Genomic DNA, 22,824 nt, shown 5'->3' on the forward strand with positions numbered 1-22,824 from the left:
AACGGGACCAAATGCCAATCCCTTATTCAGGTTTAACCAATAGTATGATGTACCAGGGGTAACCGTTCCGCATTTTCCGGCGTAACTGTCAGTGCCGCCAGATATTCCTGACAGGCAATAGCAGCAGCCTCGGTGCTGGCGGCATGCACAGTCGCAAGCCGGTCACCCTGTTGTACCTTGCTGCCGTTACTGAGGATATCGCTAAATCCGACAGCCGGGTCAATTTGCTGGCTGGGGTGCGAGCGGCCGCCACCTAAACGCACCACGGCCATACCCAGGCCAACGGTATTGTTATAACTCAGATAACCACTCTGAGGCGCAATAATATCCTGCACCACCGGTGCGCTGGCTAAATACTGCTGTGGTTTTTCCAGTAAATCGGCCGGGCCACCCAGCTCCGCCACCATTTTGCTGAATATTTCCGCGGCTTTACCGGAACTCAGGCTGTGCTCCAGGGCATTAATTGCCGCGGCTTTATCTGAATGCAGGCCACCGAGCATTAACATATTGGCACCCAGCTCCAGGGTCAGCTGATGCAACCGCGGCTCGCGGTACTTACCGCTCAGGTAATCAAGGGTTTCTATTACTTCCAGGGCATTACCGGCTGTGCTACCTAAAATCTGGTTCATATCGGTAATTAAGGCGCGGGTGGCCACGCCAGCGCCGGTGGCGGTGTTAACAATGCTGGTGGCCAGCGCACTGGCATCCTCAGCGGTGGCCATAATAGCGCCATTGCCCACTTTGACATCCATCACCAGCGCATCCAGGCCCTCAGATAACTTTTTCGACAAAATGGAGGCGGTAATCAGCGGAATCGACTCTACTGTCGCGGTGACATCGCGAATGCCATACAAGCGGCGGTCGGCAGGTGCCAGTTCGCTGCTCTGGCCAACTATCACGCAACCGAGCTGCGGCAACAGCTGCTCAATCCGGCTGAGGCTTTGGGTACAGCTGTAGCCCGGAATACTTTCCAGTTTATCAACCGTGCCGCCGGTATGGCCCAGGCCGCGGCCAGCAATACTTGGCATAAAAGCACCACAAGCCGCCACCATAGGTGCCAGCATCAGGGTCACTTTATCGCCCACGCCACCGGTGCTGTGTTTATCCACCACCGGGCCGTTCAGCCTGCCCTGCCAGTTCAGCACGGTGCCGGAATCGCGCATCGCCAGAGTCAGCTCGACAATTTCACTGACCGCCATGCCATTTAAGTAAATCGCCATTGCCAGCGCGGCTGCCTGGCTGTCACTGAAGCTGTCATCGGTTAAGCCTTGCACAAACTGACGAATTTCAGCATGGCTTAACGGTTTACCGTTACGTTTGGTTTTAATAATTTCCTGTGGAATGGCCATGATTAACTGTCCTTACTGATTTTTTCGCTGGCAGCCAGATAAGTTGGGGTAAAGGCATCGGGCAGCAATTGCTGCAGGCTCCAGCTTTGCTGCTGGCCTAAATGGTTACTGCTGGCAATCGGGGCTTCTGGCATAAAAAACTCGGCAATCACCTGGCGGCAAATACCACAGGGCGGGGTTAGTTTACTTTGTGGCGTGTACACCAGTAAGGCAACGAACTTGCGCTCGCCAGCCACCACTGCCGCGGCTATGGCATTACGTTCGGCGCACACGGTGCCGCCATAAGAGGCGTTTTCGACATTACAACCGGCATAAATTTTGCCACTCTCGGCCTGGATAGCCACGCCAACCGGGAACTGACTATAGGGTGCATAGGCCTGCTCTGAGGCCGCTTTGGCGGCAGCATTCAGTGCTGCCCAATTAATTGCTGTCACGCGGAATAACCTGCTTAATTACGGCCGTACAGTGTTGCCGCGAAACCGCTGCAGGTCAAGCTTGTTAGTTAATCTGATGTTAGTTTTTCAAGGTAAACACATCTGCATCTAAATGTGCCGGAAACGCCTGGCGGTATTGCGCCAGTGCGCTGCCATCCAGCGTGGCCTGCAGCACGCCGGCTTCTCCTTTAGGAAGGCCCGCCAGTAACTGGCCCTGATAATCGATCACCACACTGTCGCCGCTGTAGTGGACGTCATTACCGTCCTGACCGACGCGGTTCACACCCAGCACAAAAGCCTGATTCTCAATGGCCCGGGCTACTAACAGGCTGGTCCAGGCGTAGCGGCGCGCTGCCGGCCAGTTTGCGACATAAATCAGCACATCATAGTCATTCAAATTGCGGCTGAATACCGGGAAGCGCAGGTCGTAACAGACCTGCAGGCAAAAGCGCATACCGCGCCAGCGCACGATAACCCGCTGTTGTCCCGCCTGATAGGCCTGATGCTCGCCGGTCATCCGGAACAGGTGTTTTTTATCGTAGTAGCTAACCGCACCATCCGGCGTGACAAAATACAGCCGGTTTACATAGGCGCCGTCGGCTATCTTTACCGCCAACGAGCCGGTTATCGCGGCGTTTAACGCTTTTGCCTGGTCAATTAAAAAGGCCAGACCCGGGCCCGGCTCAGCTTCAGCGATTTCAGCACTTTGCATACTAAAACCGCTGCTAAACATTTCCGGCAGCACCACTAAATCGGTAGGCGGTAACCCAGCTAACAGCGTGCTGAAATGGGCCAGATTAGCCGCACTATCCTGCCAGTACAGTTCAGTTTGCAGCAGGCTGACTTTTATAGCTGACATAATATCTCCGCGGCCTGGTTTAAGGTTGCCGGCGTTTTGGCAAAACAAAAGCGGATCAGCCGGGCATCGCCGGTTTGTTGATAAAACACACTGAGCGGGATAGCGGCAACTTTATGTTCAATGGTTAACCAGCGGCAAAACTCGACATCGGCCATATCACTTATTGCCCTGTAGTCTGCCAGTTGAAAATAGGTTGCTGCACTGGGTAACAACTGCAAACGACTGCTGCTAAGCGCACTGACAAACTGGTCGCGCTTCTGGCGGTAAAACGCGGCCAGGCCGCTAACCTGCTCCGGCTGCATTGCCAGCATATCGGTAATGGCATATTGGGCCGGGGTAAAGCTGGAAAAGGTCACATACTGATGAATTTTCCGAAACTCCGCACTTAACGCTGGCGGCGCAATGCAATAACCCAACTTCCAGCCGGTAACATGAAAGGTTTTACCAAAAGACGAGACGATAAAACTGCGTTCCGCCAGTGCCGGATAACAGTGGGCACTTAACTGCGGCGCGCCGTCAAACACCATATGCTCATACACTTCATCGCTAAGGCAATACAAACCATGCTGACATACTAGCTGCTGCAAGGCCTGCCAGTCGGCATCACTGAATACCGTGGCGGTCGGGTTGTGCGGGCTGTTAACAATAATCAATTTAGTGCGCGGGTTTATGGCCGCTGCTACCTGCTGCCAGTCTACCCTGAATTGTGGCGCCAGCAGGTTCAGATGTACCGTGCTGCCACCAGCTAACTTTACCGCCGGTGCATAGCTATCGTAAGCCGGGTCAAACACAATCACTTCATCACCGGGCTGCACTAACGCCTGTATCGCCACAAATAATGCCTCTGTTGCCCCGGAGGTAACAGTGATCTCATTATCGGGGTTAATGCCGCGCCGGTAACAACGCTGCACCAGCTCAGCAATTTGCTGGCGTAACGGCAAAATACCCGGCATTGGCGCATATTGGTTAGCACCATGCCGACTATGGTAACTAAGTCGCTGCAACAGATAGTTATCCGGGGCAAAATCCGGAAACCCCTGCGATAAATTAATGGCTTGCTGCTCCGCCGCCAGCTGACTCATCTGGCTGAAAATGCTGCTGCCCAGCTTGGGTAGTTTCGATTGTAAGGCCATATGCTCAGAAAAAGTTGCCAAAACCAGCGTGAATGCTATCATTCAGCCTGTTTTGTGTATAGACATCTAAATGGTTAAACGTTTAGCTATCGACGTTTTATGTAACAAGAGCAGATTTTTATGACGGGCTTTTATGAATAGTACTGCGCAGCTACATCAACTCAATCCCAATGCCATCGCGCTCTGCGCACTGGGCCGCTGGGTAGCCAACCGGCAGTGGGTACCGGCTACCGGCGGTAACTTTTCCATCCGCAGCGGCGATAACAGCGCGCTGGTAACTGCCTCAGGGAAAGAGAAAGGTGAGCTCAGCCCGCAAGACTTATTGCCGGTTAGCTGGCAAGGCCAGCAGCTCAGTTGCAGCGGCACGCCCTCGGCTGAAACAGCATTGCATGCCATGCTGTACCAGCTAAACCCGGCCACTAAAGCGGTGTTGCATACCCACTCGGTGCAGGCCACGGTATTTTCCAGGCTATTCACTCAGGATAACTACCTGTTTGCCGGCTATGAAATGCAAAAAGCCATTAGCGGTATCAGTAGCCACGAGCAGCTGCTGCCTCTGGCCATTTTTGATAACACTCAGGATATCCCGGCGCTGGCCGCCGAGGTTGCACAGCGCTGGCACAAGCAACCGCTGCAATATGGGTTACTGGTGCGCGGCCATGGCCTCTATGTCTGGGGTAACAGCCTGGAACAGGCAAAAAGGCATTTAGAAGGCTGGGAGTTTCTTATAAACTGCGAGCTGGAACGTTTTAAAATTGCAGGCCTGCCGTGAATTACACCGCCATTATTACCGATATTGAAGGCACCACCAGTCGCATCAGCTTTGTCACCGAGGTGCTGTTTCCTTATGCTGCAAAACATCTACCGGCATTTATCCGGGCGCAGCAACAGGATCCCGCCGTGGCGACTGAACTGCATGAAGTACGTAAGCTGCTGGGCGAGCCAGCAGCCGATACCGAGCGCTGCATAGCACAATTACTGAACTGGCTGGCAGCTGATCAGAAAGTAACGCCACTGAAAACCCTGCAGGGCATGGTCTGGGCCGACGGCTACCAGAGTGGCGCTTTTACCGGCCATGTTTATCCGGACGTTGCAGCCAAACTAGCCGACTGGCACCGCCAGGGCATTAAGCTCTTCGTCTACAGCTCCGGCTCGGTCGCGGCGCAGCAACTGCTATTCAAACACAGCGATTTTGGCGATTTAACGCCGCTGTTCACCGGCTATTTCGACACCCGCATCGGCGCCAAGCGCGAAGTCTCCGCCTATGCTGCCATTTTACAACAGCTGCAAATGCCACCGCGCCAGGTGTTGTTTTTATCTGATGTCACAGCGGAACTGGATGCCGCCTGCCAGCTGGGTATTGATACGGTGCAGCTTATCCGGGAAGGCCAGAGTATGGGTAAGCATAAAACCGCCCACGACTTTTATCAGGTGCAGGAGGTAATGCCATGAGCCGCTTAACGGTATTTAACGACACTAACCCCGAGCAGGTATTGCTCGACAGCACTAATGCAACCGTTATTCAGCAGCAGCTGCAGGCAGCCGGCGTGCAGTTTGCAAAGTGGCAAGCCAGGGCGCCAGTTACTGCAGATAGCCGCCCGGAGCAAATTCTGGCAGCGTATCATCACGATATCGAGCAATTAAAAGCAGCCGATGGCTATGTTACGGTGGATGTTATTTCGTTAAGTCCGGGCCATCCGGATAAACAGACGTTACGCCAGAAATTTCTGGCTGAGCATACCCACAGCGAAGATGAAGTGCGGTTTTTTGTCCGTGGCCAGGGCCTGTTTTGCCTGCATATCGGCAGCAAGGTGTATCAGGTATTGTGTCAGCAACATGATTTAATCAGCGTACCGGCCAACACGCCGCACTGGTTTGATATGGGCAGTGAGCCAGACTTTACCGCGATCCGCTTATTTAATAACCCCGAGGGCTGGGTCGCTCACTTTACCGGCAGTGATATTGCCAGCCGCTACCCGTTATTAACCTGACAGTCGCCAGTTGCTGCGGCGTTAAGCGGCTATTGCCCGTAGCCGCTGCATAAGCTGCTTCAGGCTGGTGCAAACAATCACCACCGCGCCAGCCTTTTCACGCTATGCTATTGTTTTAGCATTGCTTTAGCGTGCAGAGAAAAGTGGTTTAACTTTTGCAGTCAATTTGTCATCCCAGGCTAGTATAATAGGCCTTATATACTAGCCTGTATCAGACACCAGGTATTACCAACTATGACTATTCACACGCCACTTCGTGGCTTGCGCTGTTTTTGCGTAGCTGCCGAGTGTTTAAGTTTTAAAGAAACCGCCAAGCAGCTGTATTTAACACCGTCGGCAGTAAGCCACCAGATTAAACAGCTGGAAGATAACTTAAACCTCAGTTTATTTGAGCGCAAAACCCGCGCTATTGCCTTAACGGAAACCGGCAAGCGCTTTTATCAGGAAGTGCAGCCACTGTTGGCCCAGCTGGCCGATACCATTGCCCAGTTCAGCCAGGTAGAGCGGATGCAGGAAGTCAGCATTTCGATGCCGGAATTTTTTGCCAGCGAATTGTTTGTGCCGAAATTAATTGGCTGGTCGGCGCAATACCCGACGATTAATTTAAAACTGGAAACAGTAAAGTCACGGCGCGACAGCCCGAAATACACCGATTTATCGATTATCTTGTCCGGCAAAAAGCCGGAGGAAATGCAGGCCTATGATCTCTTCCCGATTAGCTATGTCCCGGCCTGCAACCCAAAACTGTATGAGCAAATTCATGGTAAAAGCTACCGGGCACTGGAGAAAACCCCGCTAATTCTGCACCAGGCCCGGCCCCATGCCTGGCACCAGTGGGCCGAGCATGTTGGCTACCATAACTTTAAACCAAAGCAAATTATTCAGCTCGACAGTATGTTCAGCGTTGCCCGCGCAGCCCAGCAGGGCTTAGGTGTAGCCCTTATTCCGCTACCTATCAGCCAGAGCTGGTTTAGTAGCGGCAGCCTTGTAAGGCTGTTTGAGCAGGAGCTGTTAAGCCGCGATCGTTACTACTTAGTGCGCCACGATGACGATGCTAACCGGCCGGAAATTCAGTTGTTAATTGACTGGGTGTTAAAAAGTTTTCAGCCTGCCAACGGCTGAAAACCAGCTGCGGTGAACAACAGTGGCATAGCAGTGTTTTATGACAGTTGCTGGGGGTTTAGCGCGAAGCATAAGTGAATTTTCTTAACCTATCGGTGTGATTTATCTCGTTTGTCAGACCAGTTGCTACTGGCTAAAGTATCCCTGTCGCCACAAAAACTTTCACTACGAAAGGCCGGTGACCCAAATTTAAACCAAGGGAGAATACGACATGACATTCACAGCCAAAAAATTTGCTACTGCCGTGGCACTGAGCGTGCTGGCCTCAAGTCCATTTCTCGCTTCAGCTGCGAGCAATGGTTACAAAATGGTGTTAATTGAAGACACCCCGGGCGTTACTACCATTCAGGCAGGTCAGTTGCAGCAAGGCATCAGCGAAGTAACCAACTATCGCGGTGCTGAAGTAGACAGCTTTTCATTACAAATGAGCCTGTGCGTAGCGTACAGCCGCTTAAGCCAGCTTGACCAGGCGCAAAGCGCGTGCAGCAAAGCAGTAAGCCTGGCGCAAAGCTCGCAGGCACTGCCAACTGATGCCAAGCGCGAAATGCGCGCCCTGGCTTACAGCAACCGCGGTGTAATGCATGTTCTGGCTAACAACCGGGTAGCTGCACTGGAAGATTTTAAGCGCGCAGTATCGTTACAAAACAACGATATTAACCAGCACAACCTGGCCCGCTTAACCGCCGATATCAACGGCGTTGAAACTAACCAAATTGCCTATAACAGCGCGGAATAAGCCGTTATATGCAAAACCTGTTTTAACTGTAACAAGTTTTACCCCGTTTTACCCTCGTCCTTTGCCCGGTTAATTTAACCGGGCTTTTTTTATTCGGACTTAAAACTTGTTTCGAGAAAAATGCTGTTAGCGCCGTATCTTGAACCGAACTTGTAAAGCACTTCCCCTTTAACACTGGACAAATTTACAAGCCAAAAAATGTCTGGCTGAAGGCGCCGCTAATTCCGCACCCTTGATGTCCATGCCAATCCAAACCCGAAGCAACGCTATTTGTTATAACCAACTATCCGTTCCTGAGCAGACTAATTGAATGTGAACGCATGTTTAATCCTTACAAGTCACTTCCATATTGTCGGTCTTGATATACTTCACATTTCCGCTGGCACAGATATCAATGGCTTTATTAGCGTTTTTCCAGTTTTCATAGGAGCTCGCCAGGTCATTAAGCGCCACTTTCAAACGTTCTCCCTTTGCATTTAATTCATGCCAAGCTAAAACGCCCGACGCGTCTGGCAGGCATTGCAATATTTTATCTTGGTGGCCGAACCTTGCGCCCATTGAATATGCTTTTTCAGCTACGTAGCAATATTTATCGCTATGCTCGGGGTCTTTCTGTTCCTGTGTGGCAAGCACCTGGCCACTGCCAAAAGCACTTACTAATATCCATAAAAATGAACGACTCATGCAAACCCCTTATTTATCACTACTACCATTTGTTAAACTGATCTCGCACTTAGCTTCACTTATCTGTTTCACGGTAAAGCTATCAGCATAAAAAACCCGGCCGCTAAAACTAATTTCGACTCCCTTTGTATTTTGTGCAGCCGGTTTTACCGCAAAGCTGCAGGGTGTTATCACAAAGCTTTTTAGCTCTTTGCTAAGCCTGACATTCTGGTTAAGTACAGTATGCATTTTGCCAGAAACCACTCTGGTAATTGGCAGCTCTGGCTCGGCAGCAGCAAGCAGTGTAATTAGTGTTAGCAACATAAAATCTCAGTGGGGCTTAAAATAAAGCATAAATAAAATACGAACTTGCCATACCTACAACCCACAACGCGACCGGAACCATCGCGGCAAGTATATTTTTCCATTCACTCTTATAGGTTGGCCAGGCTTCAAACAATGTTAAGCCAAATGACTTTTTGACCACAAATGCCAGGGTGATATTAACCACGACTACAATAGAGATCAGAGTCAGAAACGCCATTTTATCCTCACCTATACCATCCTACTAAGAATTGACGTCCGGAAATTTTCATAGCATTACTGGCAAAATTCTTCGCTGTTAATCAGCCAGTTCTGGAATTCTAAATTGTTTTTTTAACGGCACGACATTGTCGGACCTATTCTGCACCAGCAAATACAACGAATTAGCGAAAATAGCGGAAGCGGATACCGAACCATAGCTGCGGGAGTCAAAACTGTTCGCCGAATTGTCACCCAGTAAAAAATACTCATCCTCTGCCAGAGTTAGGTTGTCGCGACGGTTAAAGCAGCTTCGGGTTTCACTTTTTGCCAGCCCCAACCAATCATTGGCGGCGCTGTAATGCCAGCCATTAACATAAACAGTATTGTCACAAATATCGATGACATCACCCGGTACGCCATGCACGCGCTTGCGATAATGCTTGCCATCAACGTCTACACCTACCATGTCGCCAGGTTGCAGCGATAAATTAAACCACTTATTAATCGCAACATCTCCCGGCCGGATCGTCGGTATATTTGACGTGGAGTCTGCGATACTTACGCTGTAACCAGACCAAAGGGTAAATCGCAAGCATATAAAGGTGCTAAGCAACATTAAACCGCTTAGCAACATGCCAGCTTTTAAGCCTTTAACCCGCCAATACCATAAACCGCAACCAATAATCAGCGATATAGCAGTAATAAACCAGCTAGCAATACCCGTCAGCGAGTCGCCCAACTCAAATACGCGAAAAGCAGAAAATAGTAAAACGAATAGCAGTATGGGTATGAAATGCATTTTTTAACCTAAAATCCGACAATTTATATATCTGTAATTACTTCATTGTCTAACCATAAGCAAGTTGCTTAGAAAGGCTATAAGTTAGAATTCTTACCAATTTATCCAGCTATCAGACCGCCCATTTCACTCATCTGTCAGATTCTTTAAAAAGTGTGGATAGACAACTTCTCTATTTGCCATATTCACTCTCACAGTAATGGATGTTGTGCACGCCATTTTGCTCAAACTCGGCTTTATCTGGCATCCAGAAAATAATCTCTCCTGCGGCAAGTCGCTCATGCAGGTGCTCTGGCGGGTTAATCAGAATATCCATATTGATATTACGGTCGTGGTAAAACTGCTCAAAACGGAGGTTTTCCCTAATCAGGCTAATTTTAACCTCATCGGTAAAATCTAAATCAATAATGTCTTTTACCGGTACCGGGCCGCCATGAATAGCAACAATACCCTGATGGATAACATACTTGTTTGCAGCCTGCATATACAAAAATTGCGAGCAAGCTGAAATACAGTGGCGACTCACATAAATATCGTAGTCGCCCAGGTACTCGGCAATATCAATGGACGAATTGACAACACCTCCGTCACTGTTGACCACCAAATTAAGCGGCCGCTGGCGGTCTATTGGTAATTTTTCAACTAAGGGCGGTGTACTGTGATCGATAAGACCATTTAAACAAACAGTGTTTGATGCTTCATCATAGGTAATCTCTTCTGTTTTCTCACAAATTTTTGCGATACTTATCGGCTTCTTGCACTCGCCGGCACTGTTAAAAGATACTAAGGCAACTATTAAACTGGCAACCCGGAAAATCTTCATAAATATCTCTCAGCGCTTTGCAAAAATCAGTTTTGAAAACGACAAATAAGCCACAAAGGCGCTTATCGCCAATATTGACGCTTTAGCCATAACAGTAATTTCAGGGAAATAAAAATCTAAAGAAAAAAACATTACTACCACTAAAAGCGCTGTAAGAATTGATTCAGTATTTTTTTTCATTGCGCTAACCGACGCAAACTGCTGTCGCTCTTTTTTAGTAGCCATCTATTACCTCTCAAACTCCTGGTTCCGTTACTGGCTTCGGCAAACCAAATTTTGCTTTATACGCCTTAGTTACATCACGCAGCTGGCCTTTATGTAACTGCATAATGCGCTCGGCATTAACAATAGTTTGTGGCCGGTGAGCGATGATAATCCGAGTCATATTCAACTGTTTAATGGCCTGGTTTACATAGCGCTCCAACTGCACATCTAAATGGCTGGTGGCTTCATCCATAAACAAAATTTTCGGTTTGCGATAAAGCGCCCGTGCTAATAACAGCCGCTGTTTCTGGCCGCCCGATAACGAACTGCCCATATCGCCGACCAGACTGTTATAGCCCATTTGCATGGCGGCAATATCCTGATGAATACCCGCCAGTTGAGCACAAGCCATTACCTGCTGCATATCCATTTGGCTATCAAAAAAGCTGATATTTTCAGCCAGGGTGCCCGACATTAGCTGATCATCCTGCATTACTGCGGCGATCTGGCTACGGTAGTTGCGCAAGCCAAAGTGGCGGATATCCACGCCATCCACCTCGACCTTGCCGCTCTCGGCTGTCATCAGGCCGAGCATAATTTTCATTAAGCTGGTTTTGCCGGTACCGGATGGGCCGATAATCGCCACATTTTCGCCGGCGTTTACGTTAAGGTTCAGGCCGTTAAACAGCAGCGGGTCGTTATTGGCATAACGAAAGCGAATATCGCTAAGTTGCAGCTGGCCAGTTAATTCGCGGTTATCGCTGTCACTGCCCTCATCTTCTTTGTCGGTTAAGGCGATATCGGCTAAGCGGTCTAAGTGCAGCTTAGTCATCTTTATTTCTACCACCTTATCAATTAGCGCGGCAGTGCGTTCGGTAAACTGGTTTTTATAAGCCATAAAAGCAAAAAGCATACCCACGGTTATGTTGCCGTCCATCACTGCTAATGCAGCCAAATAGACAACCAACACATTTTCAATACCAAACAGTAACTGATTAATTGTGCCGTAGGAGATTTGCCAGCGTCCGAGCCGGTAGTTCTGGTTAACCGCATCGGCAAAGCGGTTTTGCCACATATTAAGGCGCTGAGTTTGCAAGCCAAACAATTTAATACTTTGCATACCGCGCACGGTTTCCATAAAGTTGCTTTGCTCTTTGGCCGACGCCACGATGCTGGCTTCGGTGAGCTGATGCAAAGGCCGGTATAACGCCCAGCGCAATAAGCCATAAATCAGCACCGCAATACCCACCACCAGACTTAGTTGCGGGCTGTATAAATACATCATAACCAACACGGTAATGGCCATAATGCCGTCAATAACGCCTTCAACCAGACTGTTAGTCAGCAGTTCGCGCACCGCATTAAGTGAGCCAAAGCGTGATACCACATCGCCCATATGGCGTTTTTCAAAATAGCTTAGCGGTAAATGCAATAAGTGGCGCATCAGGTTAGCGGCCATTTGCACGCTCATCACCGAGCCCAAATGCAGCACCACCCAGCCGCGCAGGGTTTGGGTAAGTACCCGCAGCAGCATAATTAAACCAAAGCCCAGCGCCAGCACCACCAGCAATGGCTTATCCTGGCTAATTAACACTTCATCCACCACCAACTGAGTGTAATAAGGCGCCGCCAGTAAGAATATTTGCAGTAGCAGGGATAATATAAACAGCTTGGTCAACGACGGTATTAAGCCCTGAACCTTGGTCCAGAACGCGGTTAAGCCCAGGCGCACCCGCTCGTCTATTTTTTTAAATTCGTTACTGGGTGTCAGTTCCAGCGCCACGCCAGTAAAGGCTTTATCTACCTCGGCCAGGGTTAAACGCCGTTCACCCATTGCCGGGTCAAGGATGGTAATACCATTGCGATGGACTTTTTTCAGTACCACAAAGTGGTTCATCTCCCAGTGCAAAATACAGGGCGTACGCAGGTTTTTTAAGTCGTCTAAGTCCAGCTTTAACGCCCGTGGCGTTAAGCCCAACTGATTGCTCAGCTGCATTAACTGCTGCAGGCTAGCGCCTTTTAGCGACACGCTATAACGGTTACGTAAGGTGGTTAAGCCCAGCTGATGACCATGATGATTGGCCACCATCGCAATACAGGCCAAGCCACATTCAGCGGCTTCAGATTGGTAAATCACTTACAATGTAGTCTTATTACTAACATTTTTTATCTCTAACGGGAACGCCAGTCTTAAAAAAGGACTTGCTATCAGATATGCAAAAAAAGTAAATAATACTGCTTTGAGTACGGGTAAATCCAAAAGTACTTGTGTAATTAATAGTGCAAACATGCCTACAGCGATAGCGCTATTTGTCATGGCCCGGTTGCTAATTCCAAGTTTAGCTTTGCAATAAGGGCATTCAGCAGCGCTTTTGAACATAAGAGGGACACGCATTTTTAAGCCAACATTATTCTTACAATTAGGACATTTCATATTTAATGCTCCAATATTAATTTGGTGCGCTATATCAACGCACCAAAATCTTTAATTAACAGGTAGGTTCACAGCCTGCGCCAGGCGGTGGAGTAATCGCGTTATCGTCTTTATTCCGGTTATCGATCATCTTGCCAACAGCCCCGACTATTACACCACCTACGAAAGTTCCGATTAAAACAGGTACAAAGGCAAAGCCACCATTAACTTGTTCTAGCTCTTCAAATGCTAATTCTTTCATTTTAATCTCCTACCAATGCTTCGCCCACTTCCATTCCTGCCCACCCTACAGCGACTACAGCTGCAGCTTTTGTTGCAGCAACAACGTGGGGGGATGCAAGCACTAAAGCCCATGCTACTGGCAAAATGCCACCATTCACTTCTTCAACTTGCTCAAATGTTAACTCTTGCATATTATCTCTCCTTGAGATGCTTTTAAGTTTAAAGGTTTGCTCTGTTTCAGAGCTATAAGCGCCCTTTCAGGCTTAAAATCGGCTCAAACAACCAGGCTAACAGACTGCGTTGTTCCAGCACGATATCTGCGCTTAACAGCATGCCCGATTGCAGCGGGACTGTGTTGCCATAAGCGCGGATCAGTTGCGAATCCAGTGCTACCTGAACACGGTACACTGGCTCCTGTACGGCGACAGGCATATCGACTTCATTGGGAAGCACGATAGCCTGCGCCGTTTTTATTACTTCCCCTTCATACAAACCAAAACGCTGGTACGGAAAGGCATCAAAACGTAAACGGGTGCGCTGGCCCGGCATAACAAAGCCATAGGCGCGGGTCGGTACTAATAACACCGCCTCAAGCATGGCGTTGTCGGGCATTATGGTCAGTAGTGGTATACCCGGCTGCACATTGTTGCCTATCTCGGCCATTAAGTTGGTTACCCGGCCGCTGATAGGCGCGGTAATCAGCATTTCGCCACGGGCATTAAGTTCGGTTTGCTGCTGCGCCAGACGCGAGATATCACTGTCCAGTAAAGCCAGTTGCTGCTCACGCTCGCTGGGCAGGCGCTGTAACAGGCCGCTTAGTTGGGCTAGCTGGGCTTTGTGGTTTTGTTCATTGGCATTAAGTTCGGCCAACTGCTGGCGAATATTCAGCACCAGTTCTTGTTGCTGTTGCAACTCGCTAGTGGAAATGGCGCCACGCTTGTGTAGCCCCTGAAAATCCTGCTGGCGCTGCTGGTTCAGCAATAGCCGCTGTTGCAGCAACTGTTGCTGGGCATGAATATCGTTTAGCAGGTTATCGCTTAAGGTAAGGCGGCTGTTGTACTCGGTCTCTTGCTGGGCAAACTGACTAATCAACTGTTGCTTGCGCAGACTTACCAGCTCAGTTTGTTGCACCAGGCCCTGAAATAAGGTGCCGGTCAGGCTGCCGCCTGCTGATAAATGCTCGGGAATGCTTACTAACGCCAGGCGATCGCCGGCCTTAACCTGTTGGCCGTCTTCAACAAACACTTGCTGAATAACCCCGGCCCGGGATGACATCACTTTGGCCAGGCCAATATCGGGTTTTAAATAACCGGTAACGGTTTCTTTGCGGTTAAACGAAGTAACACTAAGGAATACAATAATGGCTACTACCACACATAATAAGATAGTGGTGAGCACTGTGCTGCTAAGCGGTTGGGCAATAATAACATCGCCATCTAAACGCGCGCTTTGCTGCTTAACCGCATTAGCGCGAAACAATCCTTGTTCTGCCACAACAACCTCGCACTTCTATTGTGTTTACAATACTGCAAACTTTGTAATGCGGTGGACAGTACTGAACAAGCGATGAATACACAATAATTTGTTATATTCTTTTTTGTTATATTAATATTATTTAATCAACAAATTAACAGGGGGGGGGTGGTAAAATCAGGTACTTAACACTAATATTTTTGGCCTATAAAAATTTGTAGAAAAACTGATCGATTAAATTTTAAACAACTAATTTGAAGGTTGAAGTAAAAACGGCTGGAACCTCGACTTGGGCGGCACAGAGTGTTTGAGCGAAGCGAGTTGCTGTGCCGAGCCAAGGCGAGTGTTGCAGCTGGTTTCCGTTGCATCTATTACTTAGCAAACTGTTTTAACACACCATTGGCAATATCTTGCTGCGAATACACACCCGTATCCAACACCCAGCCGGTGACCAAACTGGCGGGGGTGACGTCGAACGCCGGGTTAAATACCGGGGCGCTTTCCGGCGCCCATAGCGTCTGACCGAAAGCACCGCTGACTCCACGTACTTCATTGGCGTCGCGCTGTTCTATCGGAATAACGCTACCGTCCGGGCAATTTAAATCGACCGTGGTATGCGGTGCCACCACGTAAAACGGTACCTGATGATACTGCGCCAACACTGCCAGGGCGTAGGTGCCGACTTTATTGGCAAAGTCGCCATTAGCGGCGATGCGATCTGAGCCGACAAAAATGCGGTCGACCTGGCCGCGGGCCATTAGCATCGCTGCCATATTGTCGCAAATTAGCTGATACGGAATAGCCAGCTGCTCGCACTCCCAGGCGGTTAAGCGGCCGCCTTGCAGCAGGGGCCGGGTTTCATCTACCCACAGCCGGATATTTTTGCCCTGCTGATGGGCTAAATTAATAACCCCCAGCGCGGTCCCTACCCCGACGGTGGCCAGGCCGCCGGTGTTACAATGGGTCAGTAACTGTTCACCCTGTTGCACCAGCGCCGCACCGTGGGCCGCCATTTGCTGGCAAAGCGCCACATCTTCAGCAAATAACGCCTCGGCGCAGGCTACCACCGCCTTGGTATAATCAGGCTCGGCCAGCGCTTGCAGCATACTGTCAATATTATTCATCAGGTTTACGGCGGTAGCCTGGCGGCACGCAGAATTTCGGCATCTGCCCGCAGCTGCTCGCGGCTGCTGCCCTGCTCTGCCCGCACGGCCAGCAGCAAACAGGCACCAATACCAATAGCCGGAGCGCCGCGTAACTGCAGCTTTTTGATCATGCTGACCATATCAGCCACGGTGCTGCAGCTAAGCCACTGCTGGCGGTGGGGTAATAAGGTCTGGTCCAGCACAAATAACTGACCTTGTTCGGTTTTCAGGCTGAGTGCAGTTAAATTTTGCATAACTTATTCCTGCTTAACTTTTGCTGGATATTGCAGATGGCTATCGGGTTTGCGATTATGCAGCCCTGCTTTTGTCTTTACAAGTAACGGTGTCCCTGATGAATGAGTATAAAGATGAGTGAGTACAAAACCTTTAATGCCGATGATGCCATGGCCTTTGCTGATGAGCATAGCGAACTGTTTGGTGACCACAGCAAACTTACCGCCAAAGAATTTGGCGATGGTAACCTGAACCTGGTGTTCCGGGTAGAAAACGACAAAGGCACCTCGCTGATTGTCAAACAGGCGCTGCCCTACGCCCGCTGCGTCGGCGAAAGCTGGCCACTAACCACCGACCGGGCGCGGATTGAAGCTGAAGTATTAAAAATGCACCGCCGCTTCTGCCCCGAGCATACCGTCGAAGTACGCTATTTTGACCCGGTGGCCTGCGCCATCTTAATGGAAGATTTAAAAGCCTACCGAATTTTGCGCACTGAACTGAATGCCGGCAAAAAGTTTAACCATCTGGCGCCGCAAATGGCCAAATATCTGGCCAATACCCTGTTTTATACCAGTGACTTTGTACTGAGCAGTGAAAACAAAAAAGCCGAAGTGGCGCGCTTTTTAAACCCGGAGCTGTGCCTGATCACTGAAGATTTATTTTTTACCGACCCGTACTGCAACCATGAGCGCAACAATATTGAGCCATCCATTCTGGAAAAAGCCAAAACCCTGTGGCATGACGAGGCGTTAAAAGCCGAAGTGGCCGCGTTAAAGGCAGATTTCCTGAGCAAACCGCAAGCTCTGCTGCATGGCGATTTACACAGCGGCAGTATTTTTATTGACGAAGAAAGCTGCAAGGTTATTGACGCCGAGTTCGGTTTTTTCGGGCCGATAGGCTTTGATGTAGGCAGTTTGCTGGGGAATTTACTGCTGAATTATCTCGCCTGTCCTGGCTTACACGACACGGAAGACGCTGCTGAGCAGCAAGCTTTTTTACTGGAGCAAGCCGAGCAGCTATGGCAGCAATTCAGCGAGATTTTTACCGAACTGATGAGCCGGGAAACCCAGGACCCGGCGCTGGAAAACAGCTTGTACCAACGGCGGTTTGTGCGCCAGGTGTTCAGTGATGCTGCTGGTTATGCCGGCTGTGAGCTAATCCGCCGTACTGTTGGCCTGGCCCATGTGGCCGACATGGATAGCATCAGCGATGCCGGCAAACGGGCGCAGTGTCAGCGTAGTGCGTTAAAGCTGGGGCGCGAGCTGATAATGCAGCGGAATGACTTAAATAATATCAGCCAGTTATTGAATGTAGTGCGTTACCAGCAAACGGACTAAACCAGAGATTCGCGCAACGATTTGCTACTAAGTAAAGCTGGCTTGACGTTTATTACATCTGCTTACAATTAATCAACCTGCTAAATTAGCTGTTTGGCTAAAGCGGCTACCAGCATAGTTTCGCTTATGGCAAACTGTGGCGATTCTAAATACAAACAGATTACGCGGATGATTACAGCTAACGGCCTTTATAAAAACTTTGGCAGCGGCGACAGCCAGGTTCAGGCGCTGCGCGATGTTAGCCTGAGCATTGCTGAAAACGAATTTGTGGCCGTTATGGGCAGTTCGGGCTCGGGCAAATCGACTTTGATGAATATTCTCGGTTGTCTTGATACGCCAAGTGCCGGCCAGTATCAGCTGGCTGGGCAGGTTATTGGCCAGCTGGATGATGTCAGCCTGTCAGCGATGCGTAACCAGCATATCGGCTTTATTTTTCAGTCATTTCATCTGCTACCCCGGCTAACTGCCGCTCAAAACGTGGCGCTACCGCTGCGTTATACCGATACCGAGCCAGAACAAGCTATTGCCCGGGCCAATGCGCTGTTGGATCAGGTAGGGCTGGGTCATCGTAAAGATCATAAACCGCACGAAATGTCCGGCGGCCAGCGGCAACGGGTCGCGATTGCCCGGGCGCTGATAAACCGGCCGAAAGTCATTTTTGCTGATGAGCCAACCGGTAATCTCGACAGCAAAACATCAAAGGAAATTATGCAGTTGCTGTGCGATTTACACCAGCAAGGCAATACCATCGTAATGGTAACCCATGAAGACGAAATTGCGGCTTACGCCGGCCGGGTGATCCGGATGCGTGATGGCCAGATCATGGAGGACAGTGCATGTTCAAACGCACGTTCAGCTTAATATTGCTGGCTGCCAGCCAGCTTAGCTTCAGTGCCACCACCCTGGCGACAACCGGGCCAGACAGCGAACTGCCGCTATTGCTGACCGGCACCCTGCAATCAGCCGACCGCCAAAGCATTGTCGCCCCGATGTCCGATAACTGGCGGGTCCAGGTGCAGTGGTTACATAGTGAAAGCGAGCCGGTTAAAACCGGCGATTTAATTGCCGTATTTGATGCCGGCAACACCCAGGCCCAGATAGAACAGCTGAAAAGCAGCCTGATTAATCACCAGGAACGGCTGAACCAACTGAAAAGCGAACATAAACAAGCCGTAATGGAAGCCGAGTTTGAGCAGAACCGGCGTCAGTTACTGCTGGAAAAAGCCGGTATTGATGCCGGTGTACCATTGGCTAATTTAAGCCAGTACGATTACGAGCAATACCAGCTGGAGCAAAAGCGCGCCCGCACTGAAGCCAGTAAAGCTGCTGAGCAACTGGCCGTTGCCCGGATCACGGCCGACGCGGCCTTAACCAAACAGCAGCTGCAAATTGAACAGACCCAGGCTGAACTGAATGATGCTGAAAATCTGCTAAGCCGGATGAGCGTGTATGCGCTGCAGGATGGCAATATCAGCTATGGCAACCATCCGTGGTACGGCACTAAAATTTATGCCGGTGTTACCGCCCAGCCGGGCTGGATAATTGCCGAATTGAACCGCAAAGAAAACTTATATATTGAAGCCTGGGTGCATGAAACGGATCTACCTCGGCTGCAGCAAGCCAAAACGCTGCAGGCCCGTTTTGATATCGCCCCCGACCAGCCTTTTACTGTTGCACTGAGCGAACTGGCGCAACAGGGCGAAAAACGCCAAAGCTGGGGCACCGCGTTATATTACAAAGCCTCATTTAATGCGGCCAGTTTACCGGTAGCCAGACCAATGCTGGGTATGGGGATGTTAATAGAGGTTGCCAGCGAATGACCTTAAGCAAAATTAAGTTTTTTTTATATGGCGCTGGCTTAGGCATAAGCAGCCTGTTGCTCAGCGCCTGTCAGCAGGAAGCGGCTGCCGGCAAGACCAGTGTGGTAGCCAGTCATGTCCGGGCGACCGGCGAACTGACTGCCGCCAATTCATTTAAGGCATCCCCACCGTCTGTCAGCAACATGTGGCAATACAACATTAAACAATTAGCACCGGAAAGCAGCATGTTAACCGAGGGTGCCATGGTCGTGGCATTCGATGGCCAGAGACTGGTGGACGAGCTGAATAATAAGAGTATAGAACTACGCAGTGCCGAGCAGGAACTGGCTAACCGTTTACGTACTGATGAACAAACGTATGAAGAGCTGAAACTGACCCTGGCTGAGCGGAAAATGGAGTACGACCGCGAACAACGTAAAGCCGAAATTGTCGATCAGTCCCGTTCTGCCAATGACCGGCGCAAAGCCCAGATTGACTTTACCATTGCCGACAACCAATACCAGCTGGCGCAGGCGCGGCTGGCCAGCCATCAGCAACAGCGGCTGGCTGAAGAGCAAATGCTGGTGGCCAAAGTCAGTCGCCTGCAATCTGAAGTCAGCCAGTTGCAGCGTAATATTGCCAGTATGCAGGTAAAAGCGCCGTTCGCCGGCGTTATGGTGTATACCATCGGTTTTGACGGCGAGAAATTCTCGGTTGGCGATACCGCTCAGTTTGGTCAGCCAGTGGCTGAAGTCAGCCAGCTTGATAGCCTGTATGTTAAAGCTGAAATTGATGAAATCGATTTAAAGCAACTGCAACCGGGGCTGGCCGTAGAGGTTACCCTGGATGCGTATCCGGAGCGGCGCTTTAACGGTGTGTTGCAAAGCCTGGGTAATGCGGTGCGGGATAAATCAAATGACAACCTGCGCCGGGTGGTGGATGCCAGTGTCAGCCTGACCGACCTTGATACCGAACTAATGCGGCCCGGCATGTCCGCCCGTCTGAATATCAGCCTAAACACCAAACAAGGAGCGGACCATGCAAATTAAGCTATTTCGCTCGCTGCTGGCGGTGGCGGCCACGTTGAGCCTGCTTACTGTGGCCGGCTGCACTGAGCCTGCACTGCAGCAGGTTCCGGTGTATAAGGTAGCGCCAGATACTCTGGTGCATAAGGTGCATACCGAAGGCGAATTGTTTGCCGTTAACTCCGTTACCATCAGCGCGCCACGCAATGTGCAAGGGCCGCGTTTTATTGCCAGTCTGGCCAAAGAGTACAGCCGGGTAGCACCCGGGGATGTGGTCGTCACGTTCGACGCAACTCAGTTAGAACGTTCCCAACGCCAAGCCAATACTAAACTGAGCAGCGTGCTGGCCGATGAGCAACAAAAACTGGCCGAGCAGCAAAATGAACAAAAATCCCTGGGCTTAGATCAGACCCTGATTGCCCAGGAGTTTAATTTTGCTGACCGTTTCAGTATTGATGATGTGCAAATTCGCTCCAAGCTGGAAATTCTCGATTCAATGCAAAATAAAGAGTACCTCGGCGAGAAGAAGGAATATCTTGGCTGGCAAGAGCAAAGTTTCAGTCAGCGCAGCAGCGGCGAGCTGGAGCTGTTACAACTGCAACGCGGCCAGCATCAGAATTTGCTGCAGCAAGCTGAAAGTGGTCTGGCCGGGCTGGAAGTCAAAGCGCCGCACGCCGGCATTTTGTTGTTCGAGACTAACTGGCGGGGCGAAAAACCTGAAGTGGGCGGTATGGTTTTTCCCGGTTCAAAAATTGGCAGTATTCCCGATCTCGCGCTGCAGCACCTGAAGTTGCAGGTAATTGAGCAAGAGGCAATAGGGCTGGAAGCCGGCCAGCGGGTCACCTTTTACCTGGCGGCCTGGCCGGAAAAAGTACTCAACGGCAGTATAGTGTCGGTAGCAGCGGTAGCCCAGTCGCGGGAGCGGCGCGACCCGCGCAAGTATATTGAAGTTATCGTCGCACCCGAACAACAAGATCCGAATTTTATGCCGGGCATTAAGGCGATTGCGACCTTATGGGTAAATGAAAAGCCCGGAATATTAAATGTGCCGCTGCAAGCCATTTTCAGCGAACAGCAGCAATTGTATGTCTATAAACGCAATGGCAGTGGTTTTGTGAAACAGCCTGTCAGCATCGGTAGCAAAAGCCTGAGCCACGCAGAAATCAGCACCGGCCTGAATGCCGGTGATGAAATTGCCCTTATTAACCCGGAAAGCTGACGCCATGAAACATACGCCACTGATTAAAGATACCCTGGCCGAACTGGCCCAGCACAAACTCCGTACCTTTTTAACCCTGCTGGGCATGATATTCGGCGTCGGCGCGGTTATCGCTATGCTGAATATCGGTGAAGGGGCCGAGCGCGAAGCGTTAAAAACCATTGAAACCATGGGCCTGCGTAACCTGATAGTTGAAGGTCGCAAGTTTGATGAAAAAACTTTACAAGAACAGCGCAAGCACTCGCTGGGGCTGAACCAGAGCGACATTGATGCCGCAGTCGCCACCATTCCCGGTGTTACCTCATACAGCGCCGAGCGTACCCTGGACACCCACGGCATATACAGCCACGATGGCAAAAGTGATGGCGTGGCAATTGGCGTCTCACCGAGCTACATGGAACTGAGCAAACTGCAGTTTGTCACTGGCCGCAATTTCACTGAGCAGGAAAACCGCTACGCGGCGCAGGTGGCTATTCTGGGTGCCCGGGTGGCCCAAAGCTTATTCCCCAACGGCGATGCCTTGGGGAAACCGGTCAAAGTAAACCATGTCTGGTTGCAGGTGGTGGGCGTACTGGCTGAACCCTATGCCGGCAGCAATGAGTTTCAGGGTATCAAGCTCGGTGGTGAGCAAAACCAGTTATTTATGCCATTGAATACCGCGCAAACCCGCTTTAAAGCAGAACCGTTAAGCGCTGAACTAACCTCATTCCGGCTGCAACTAAGCGAAGACGCGAACAACGCTTTAAGTGCCCGGGCACTGGATTTTTTATTAAAACAGCGCCACAACGACATTGATGACTACAATATTATCGTACCGGCAGCCTTATTAGCGCAGCAAAAACAAACCCAGCAAATCTTTAATATTGTGATGTCGTGCGTCGCCGGTATTTCATTGCTGGTTGGCGGCATTGGCATTATGAATATTATGCTGGCCACAGTACTGGAGCGAACCAAGGAAATCGGCCTGCTGCGGGCAGTTGGCGCCACCCGGCGCGATATTAAAATTCAGTTTGTCGCCGAAAGCTTTGCTATTGCGATCCTTGGCGGATTATTGGGTATCGTATTTGGTATTTTACTGTCGGAACTTATCGCCTTTTACTCCGACTGGGCTGTTAGCTGGTCGCTGCTGGCCATAGGTTTATCGTTCAGTATTTGTGCACTAATTGGCGTGGCCTTTGGTGTCTACCCGGCAATAAAAGCCTCAGAGCTGGACCCGATAACCGCCCTGCAAAGTGAATAGTTTGCCGGCCAGTCTATAATTGGCGGGCGGCTACGCACACTGGCAAACTTCGGGAGGA

28 protein-coding genes are annotated in these 22,824 nt (G+C 50.2%); 11 read left to right on the forward strand and 17 right to left on the reverse strand.

Annotated features, from left to right (window positions below; all coding sequences use genetic code 11):
- Positions 1-32: 32 nt before the first annotated feature.
- The 4 genes from deoA to KG631_RS03030 form a co-directional block, all read right to left on the reverse strand.
- Complete coding sequence (gene deoA, locus KG631_RS03015) at positions 33-1,349, reverse strand: thymidine phosphorylase (protein ID WP_213995153.1); 1,317 nt, start codon at positions 1,347-1,349, stop codon at positions 33-35.
- A 2-nt stretch (positions 1,350-1,351) separates the two neighbouring features.
- Positions 1,352-1,783, reverse strand: a complete 432-nt coding sequence (locus KG631_RS03020) for a cytidine deaminase (RefSeq protein ID WP_213995154.1) — start codon at positions 1,781-1,783, stop codon at positions 1,352-1,354.
- Between the two features lie 79 nt (positions 1,784-1,862).
- Entirely contained in the window at positions 1,863-2,642 is a 780-nt protein-coding gene (locus tag KG631_RS03025; RefSeq protein WP_213995155.1) for an amidohydrolase, read from the reverse strand.
- Positions 2,630-3,817, reverse strand: a complete 1,188-nt coding sequence (locus KG631_RS03030; protein ID WP_301003556.1) for a methionine aminotransferase — start codon at positions 3,815-3,817, stop codon at positions 2,630-2,632. The genes KG631_RS03025 and KG631_RS03030 overlap by 13 nt, the downstream gene beginning before the upstream one ends.
- A 91-nt stretch (positions 3,818-3,908) precedes the next feature.
- Between KG631_RS03030 and KG631_RS03035 the strand changes: the two genes are divergently transcribed.
- The 5 genes from KG631_RS03035 to KG631_RS03055 all read left to right on the forward strand — a co-directional run bounded on the left by KG631_RS03035 (position 3,909) and on the right by KG631_RS03055 (position 7,624).
- Complete coding sequence (locus KG631_RS03035) at positions 3,909-4,547, forward strand: methylthioribulose 1-phosphate dehydratase (protein ID WP_213995156.1); 639 nt, start codon at positions 3,909-3,911, stop codon at positions 4,545-4,547.
- Positions 4,544-5,227 (forward strand): acireductone synthase, encoded by a 684-nt coding sequence (mtnC, locus tag KG631_RS03040; protein ID WP_213995157.1) that lies wholly within the window; start codon positions 4,544-4,546, stop codon positions 5,225-5,227. The genes KG631_RS03035 and mtnC overlap by 4 nt, the downstream gene beginning before the upstream one ends.
- Positions 5,224-5,766, forward strand: a complete 543-nt coding sequence (locus KG631_RS03045; RefSeq protein WP_213995158.1) for an acireductone dioxygenase — start codon at positions 5,224-5,226, stop codon at positions 5,764-5,766. Before mtnC ends, KG631_RS03045 begins: the two co-directional genes overlap by 4 nt.
- Before the next feature lie 234 nt (positions 5,767-6,000).
- The gene (locus KG631_RS03050) at positions 6,001-6,888 is read left to right on the forward strand and encodes a LysR substrate-binding domain-containing protein (RefSeq protein WP_213995159.1); all 888 of its coding nucleotides are present in this window, start codon (positions 6,001-6,003) and stop codon (positions 6,886-6,888) included.
- Positions 6,889-7,099: 211 nt separating this feature from the next.
- A complete protein-coding gene (locus KG631_RS03055) occupies positions 7,100-7,624 on the forward strand; it encodes a hypothetical protein (protein WP_213995160.1) in 525 nt (174 codons plus the stop codon).
- Between the two features lie 324 nt (positions 7,625-7,948).
- Here the strand turns inward: KG631_RS03055 and KG631_RS03060 are convergent, their stop codons facing one another.
- The 13 genes from KG631_RS03060 to KG631_RS03120 all read right to left on the reverse strand — a co-directional run bounded on the left by KG631_RS03060 (position 7,949) and on the right by KG631_RS03120 (position 16,166).
- The gene (locus KG631_RS03060) at positions 7,949-8,308 is read right to left on the reverse strand and encodes a DUF1496 domain-containing protein (protein WP_213995161.1); all 360 of its coding nucleotides are present in this window, start codon (positions 8,306-8,308) and stop codon (positions 7,949-7,951) included.
- Positions 8,309-8,317: 9 nt separating this feature from the next.
- The gene (locus tag KG631_RS03065) at positions 8,318-8,611 is read right to left on the reverse strand and encodes a hypothetical protein (protein WP_213995162.1); all 294 of its coding nucleotides are present in this window, start codon (positions 8,609-8,611) and stop codon (positions 8,318-8,320) included.
- A gap of 16 nt (positions 8,612-8,627) precedes the next feature.
- Complete coding sequence (locus tag KG631_RS03070) at positions 8,628-8,831, reverse strand: hypothetical protein (RefSeq protein ID WP_213995163.1); 204 nt, start codon at positions 8,829-8,831, stop codon at positions 8,628-8,630.
- A gap of 78 nt (positions 8,832-8,909) precedes the next feature.
- Positions 8,910-9,611 (reverse strand): signal peptidase I, encoded by a 702-nt coding sequence (gene lepB, locus KG631_RS03075; protein ID WP_213995164.1) that lies wholly within the window; start codon positions 9,609-9,611, stop codon positions 8,910-8,912.
- Between the two features lie 172 nt (positions 9,612-9,783).
- Positions 9,784-10,434 carry a hypothetical protein gene (locus tag KG631_RS03080; RefSeq protein ID WP_213995165.1) on the reverse strand — a complete coding sequence of 217 codons (651 nt, stop codon included), beginning with the start codon at positions 10,432-10,434 and terminating at the stop codon, positions 9,784-9,786.
- Between the two features lie 9 nt (positions 10,435-10,443).
- The gene (locus tag KG631_RS03085; RefSeq protein ID WP_213995166.1) at positions 10,444-10,659 is read right to left on the reverse strand and encodes a hypothetical protein; all 216 of its coding nucleotides are present in this window, start codon (positions 10,657-10,659) and stop codon (positions 10,444-10,446) included.
- 10 nt (positions 10,660-10,669) lie between these two features.
- Complete coding sequence (locus tag KG631_RS19145) at positions 10,670-12,775, reverse strand: ABC transporter transmembrane domain-containing protein (RefSeq protein WP_213995167.1); 2,106 nt, start codon at positions 12,773-12,775, stop codon at positions 10,670-10,672.
- Positions 12,776-13,072, reverse strand: coding sequence for a hypothetical protein (locus tag KG631_RS03095; RefSeq protein WP_213995168.1), 297 nt, complete (start codon positions 13,070-13,072; stop codon positions 12,776-12,778). It abuts the gene before it with no gap.
- A 55-nt stretch (positions 13,073-13,127) separates the two neighbouring features.
- Positions 13,128-13,313, reverse strand: coding sequence for a class IIb bacteriocin, lactobin A/cerein 7B family (locus KG631_RS03100; RefSeq protein WP_213995169.1), 186 nt, complete (start codon positions 13,311-13,313; stop codon positions 13,128-13,130).
- Between the two features lies 1 nt (position 13,314).
- Positions 13,315-13,485 (reverse strand): class IIb bacteriocin, lactobin A/cerein 7B family, encoded by a 171-nt coding sequence (locus tag KG631_RS03105; protein ID WP_213995170.1) that lies wholly within the window; start codon positions 13,483-13,485, stop codon positions 13,315-13,317.
- A 52-nt stretch (positions 13,486-13,537) separates the two neighbouring features.
- Positions 13,538-14,788 carry an HlyD family efflux transporter periplasmic adaptor subunit gene (locus KG631_RS03110; RefSeq protein ID WP_213995171.1) on the reverse strand — a complete coding sequence of 417 codons (1,251 nt, stop codon included), beginning with the start codon at positions 14,786-14,788 and terminating at the stop codon, positions 13,538-13,540.
- A 350-nt stretch (positions 14,789-15,138) separates the two neighbouring features.
- Positions 15,139-15,891, reverse strand: a complete 753-nt coding sequence (gene mtnA, locus KG631_RS03115; protein ID WP_213995172.1) for an S-methyl-5-thioribose-1-phosphate isomerase — start codon at positions 15,889-15,891, stop codon at positions 15,139-15,141.
- Positions 15,892-15,896: 5 nt separating this feature from the next.
- The gene (locus tag KG631_RS03120) at positions 15,897-16,166 is read right to left on the reverse strand and encodes a hypothetical protein (protein WP_213995173.1); all 270 of its coding nucleotides are present in this window, start codon (positions 16,164-16,166) and stop codon (positions 15,897-15,899) included.
- A gap of 114 nt (positions 16,167-16,280) precedes the next feature.
- Between KG631_RS03120 and mtnK the strand changes: the two genes are divergently transcribed.
- From mtnK to KG631_RS03150, 6 genes are all read left to right on the forward strand, one after another.
- Positions 16,281-17,483 (forward strand): S-methyl-5-thioribose kinase, encoded by a 1,203-nt coding sequence (mtnK, locus tag KG631_RS03125; protein ID WP_213995174.1) that lies wholly within the window; start codon positions 16,281-16,283, stop codon positions 17,481-17,483.
- Between the two features lie 168 nt (positions 17,484-17,651).
- Positions 17,652-18,344, forward strand: a complete 693-nt coding sequence (locus KG631_RS03130) for an ABC transporter ATP-binding protein (RefSeq protein ID WP_301003557.1) — start codon at positions 17,652-17,654, stop codon at positions 18,342-18,344.
- On the forward strand, positions 18,320-19,303 hold the full coding sequence (locus KG631_RS03135; protein ID WP_213995176.1) for a multidrug transporter: 984 nt from the start codon (positions 18,320-18,322) through the stop codon (positions 19,301-19,303). The genes KG631_RS03130 and KG631_RS03135 overlap by 25 nt, the downstream gene beginning before the upstream one ends.
- The gene (locus KG631_RS03140; RefSeq protein ID WP_213995177.1) at positions 19,300-20,331 is read left to right on the forward strand and encodes an efflux RND transporter periplasmic adaptor subunit; all 1,032 of its coding nucleotides are present in this window, start codon (positions 19,300-19,302) and stop codon (positions 20,329-20,331) included. Before KG631_RS03135 ends, KG631_RS03140 begins: the two co-directional genes overlap by 4 nt.
- Positions 20,321-21,526 carry an efflux RND transporter periplasmic adaptor subunit gene (locus KG631_RS03145; protein WP_213995178.1) on the forward strand — a complete coding sequence of 402 codons (1,206 nt, stop codon included), beginning with the start codon at positions 20,321-20,323 and terminating at the stop codon, positions 21,524-21,526. The genes KG631_RS03140 and KG631_RS03145 overlap by 11 nt, the downstream gene beginning before the upstream one ends.
- Positions 21,495-22,766: an ABC transporter permease gene (locus tag KG631_RS03150; RefSeq protein ID WP_301003558.1), complete on the forward strand. Its 1,272-nt coding sequence runs from the start codon at positions 21,495-21,497 to the stop codon at positions 22,764-22,766. The genes KG631_RS03145 and KG631_RS03150 overlap by 32 nt, the downstream gene beginning before the upstream one ends.
- The last annotated feature ends 58 nt before the right edge of the window (positions 22,767-22,824 follow it).

Source organism: Arsukibacterium sp., assembly GCF_018402695.1.
GTDB lineage: Bacteria > Pseudomonadota > Gammaproteobacteria > Enterobacterales > Alteromonadaceae > Alishewanella.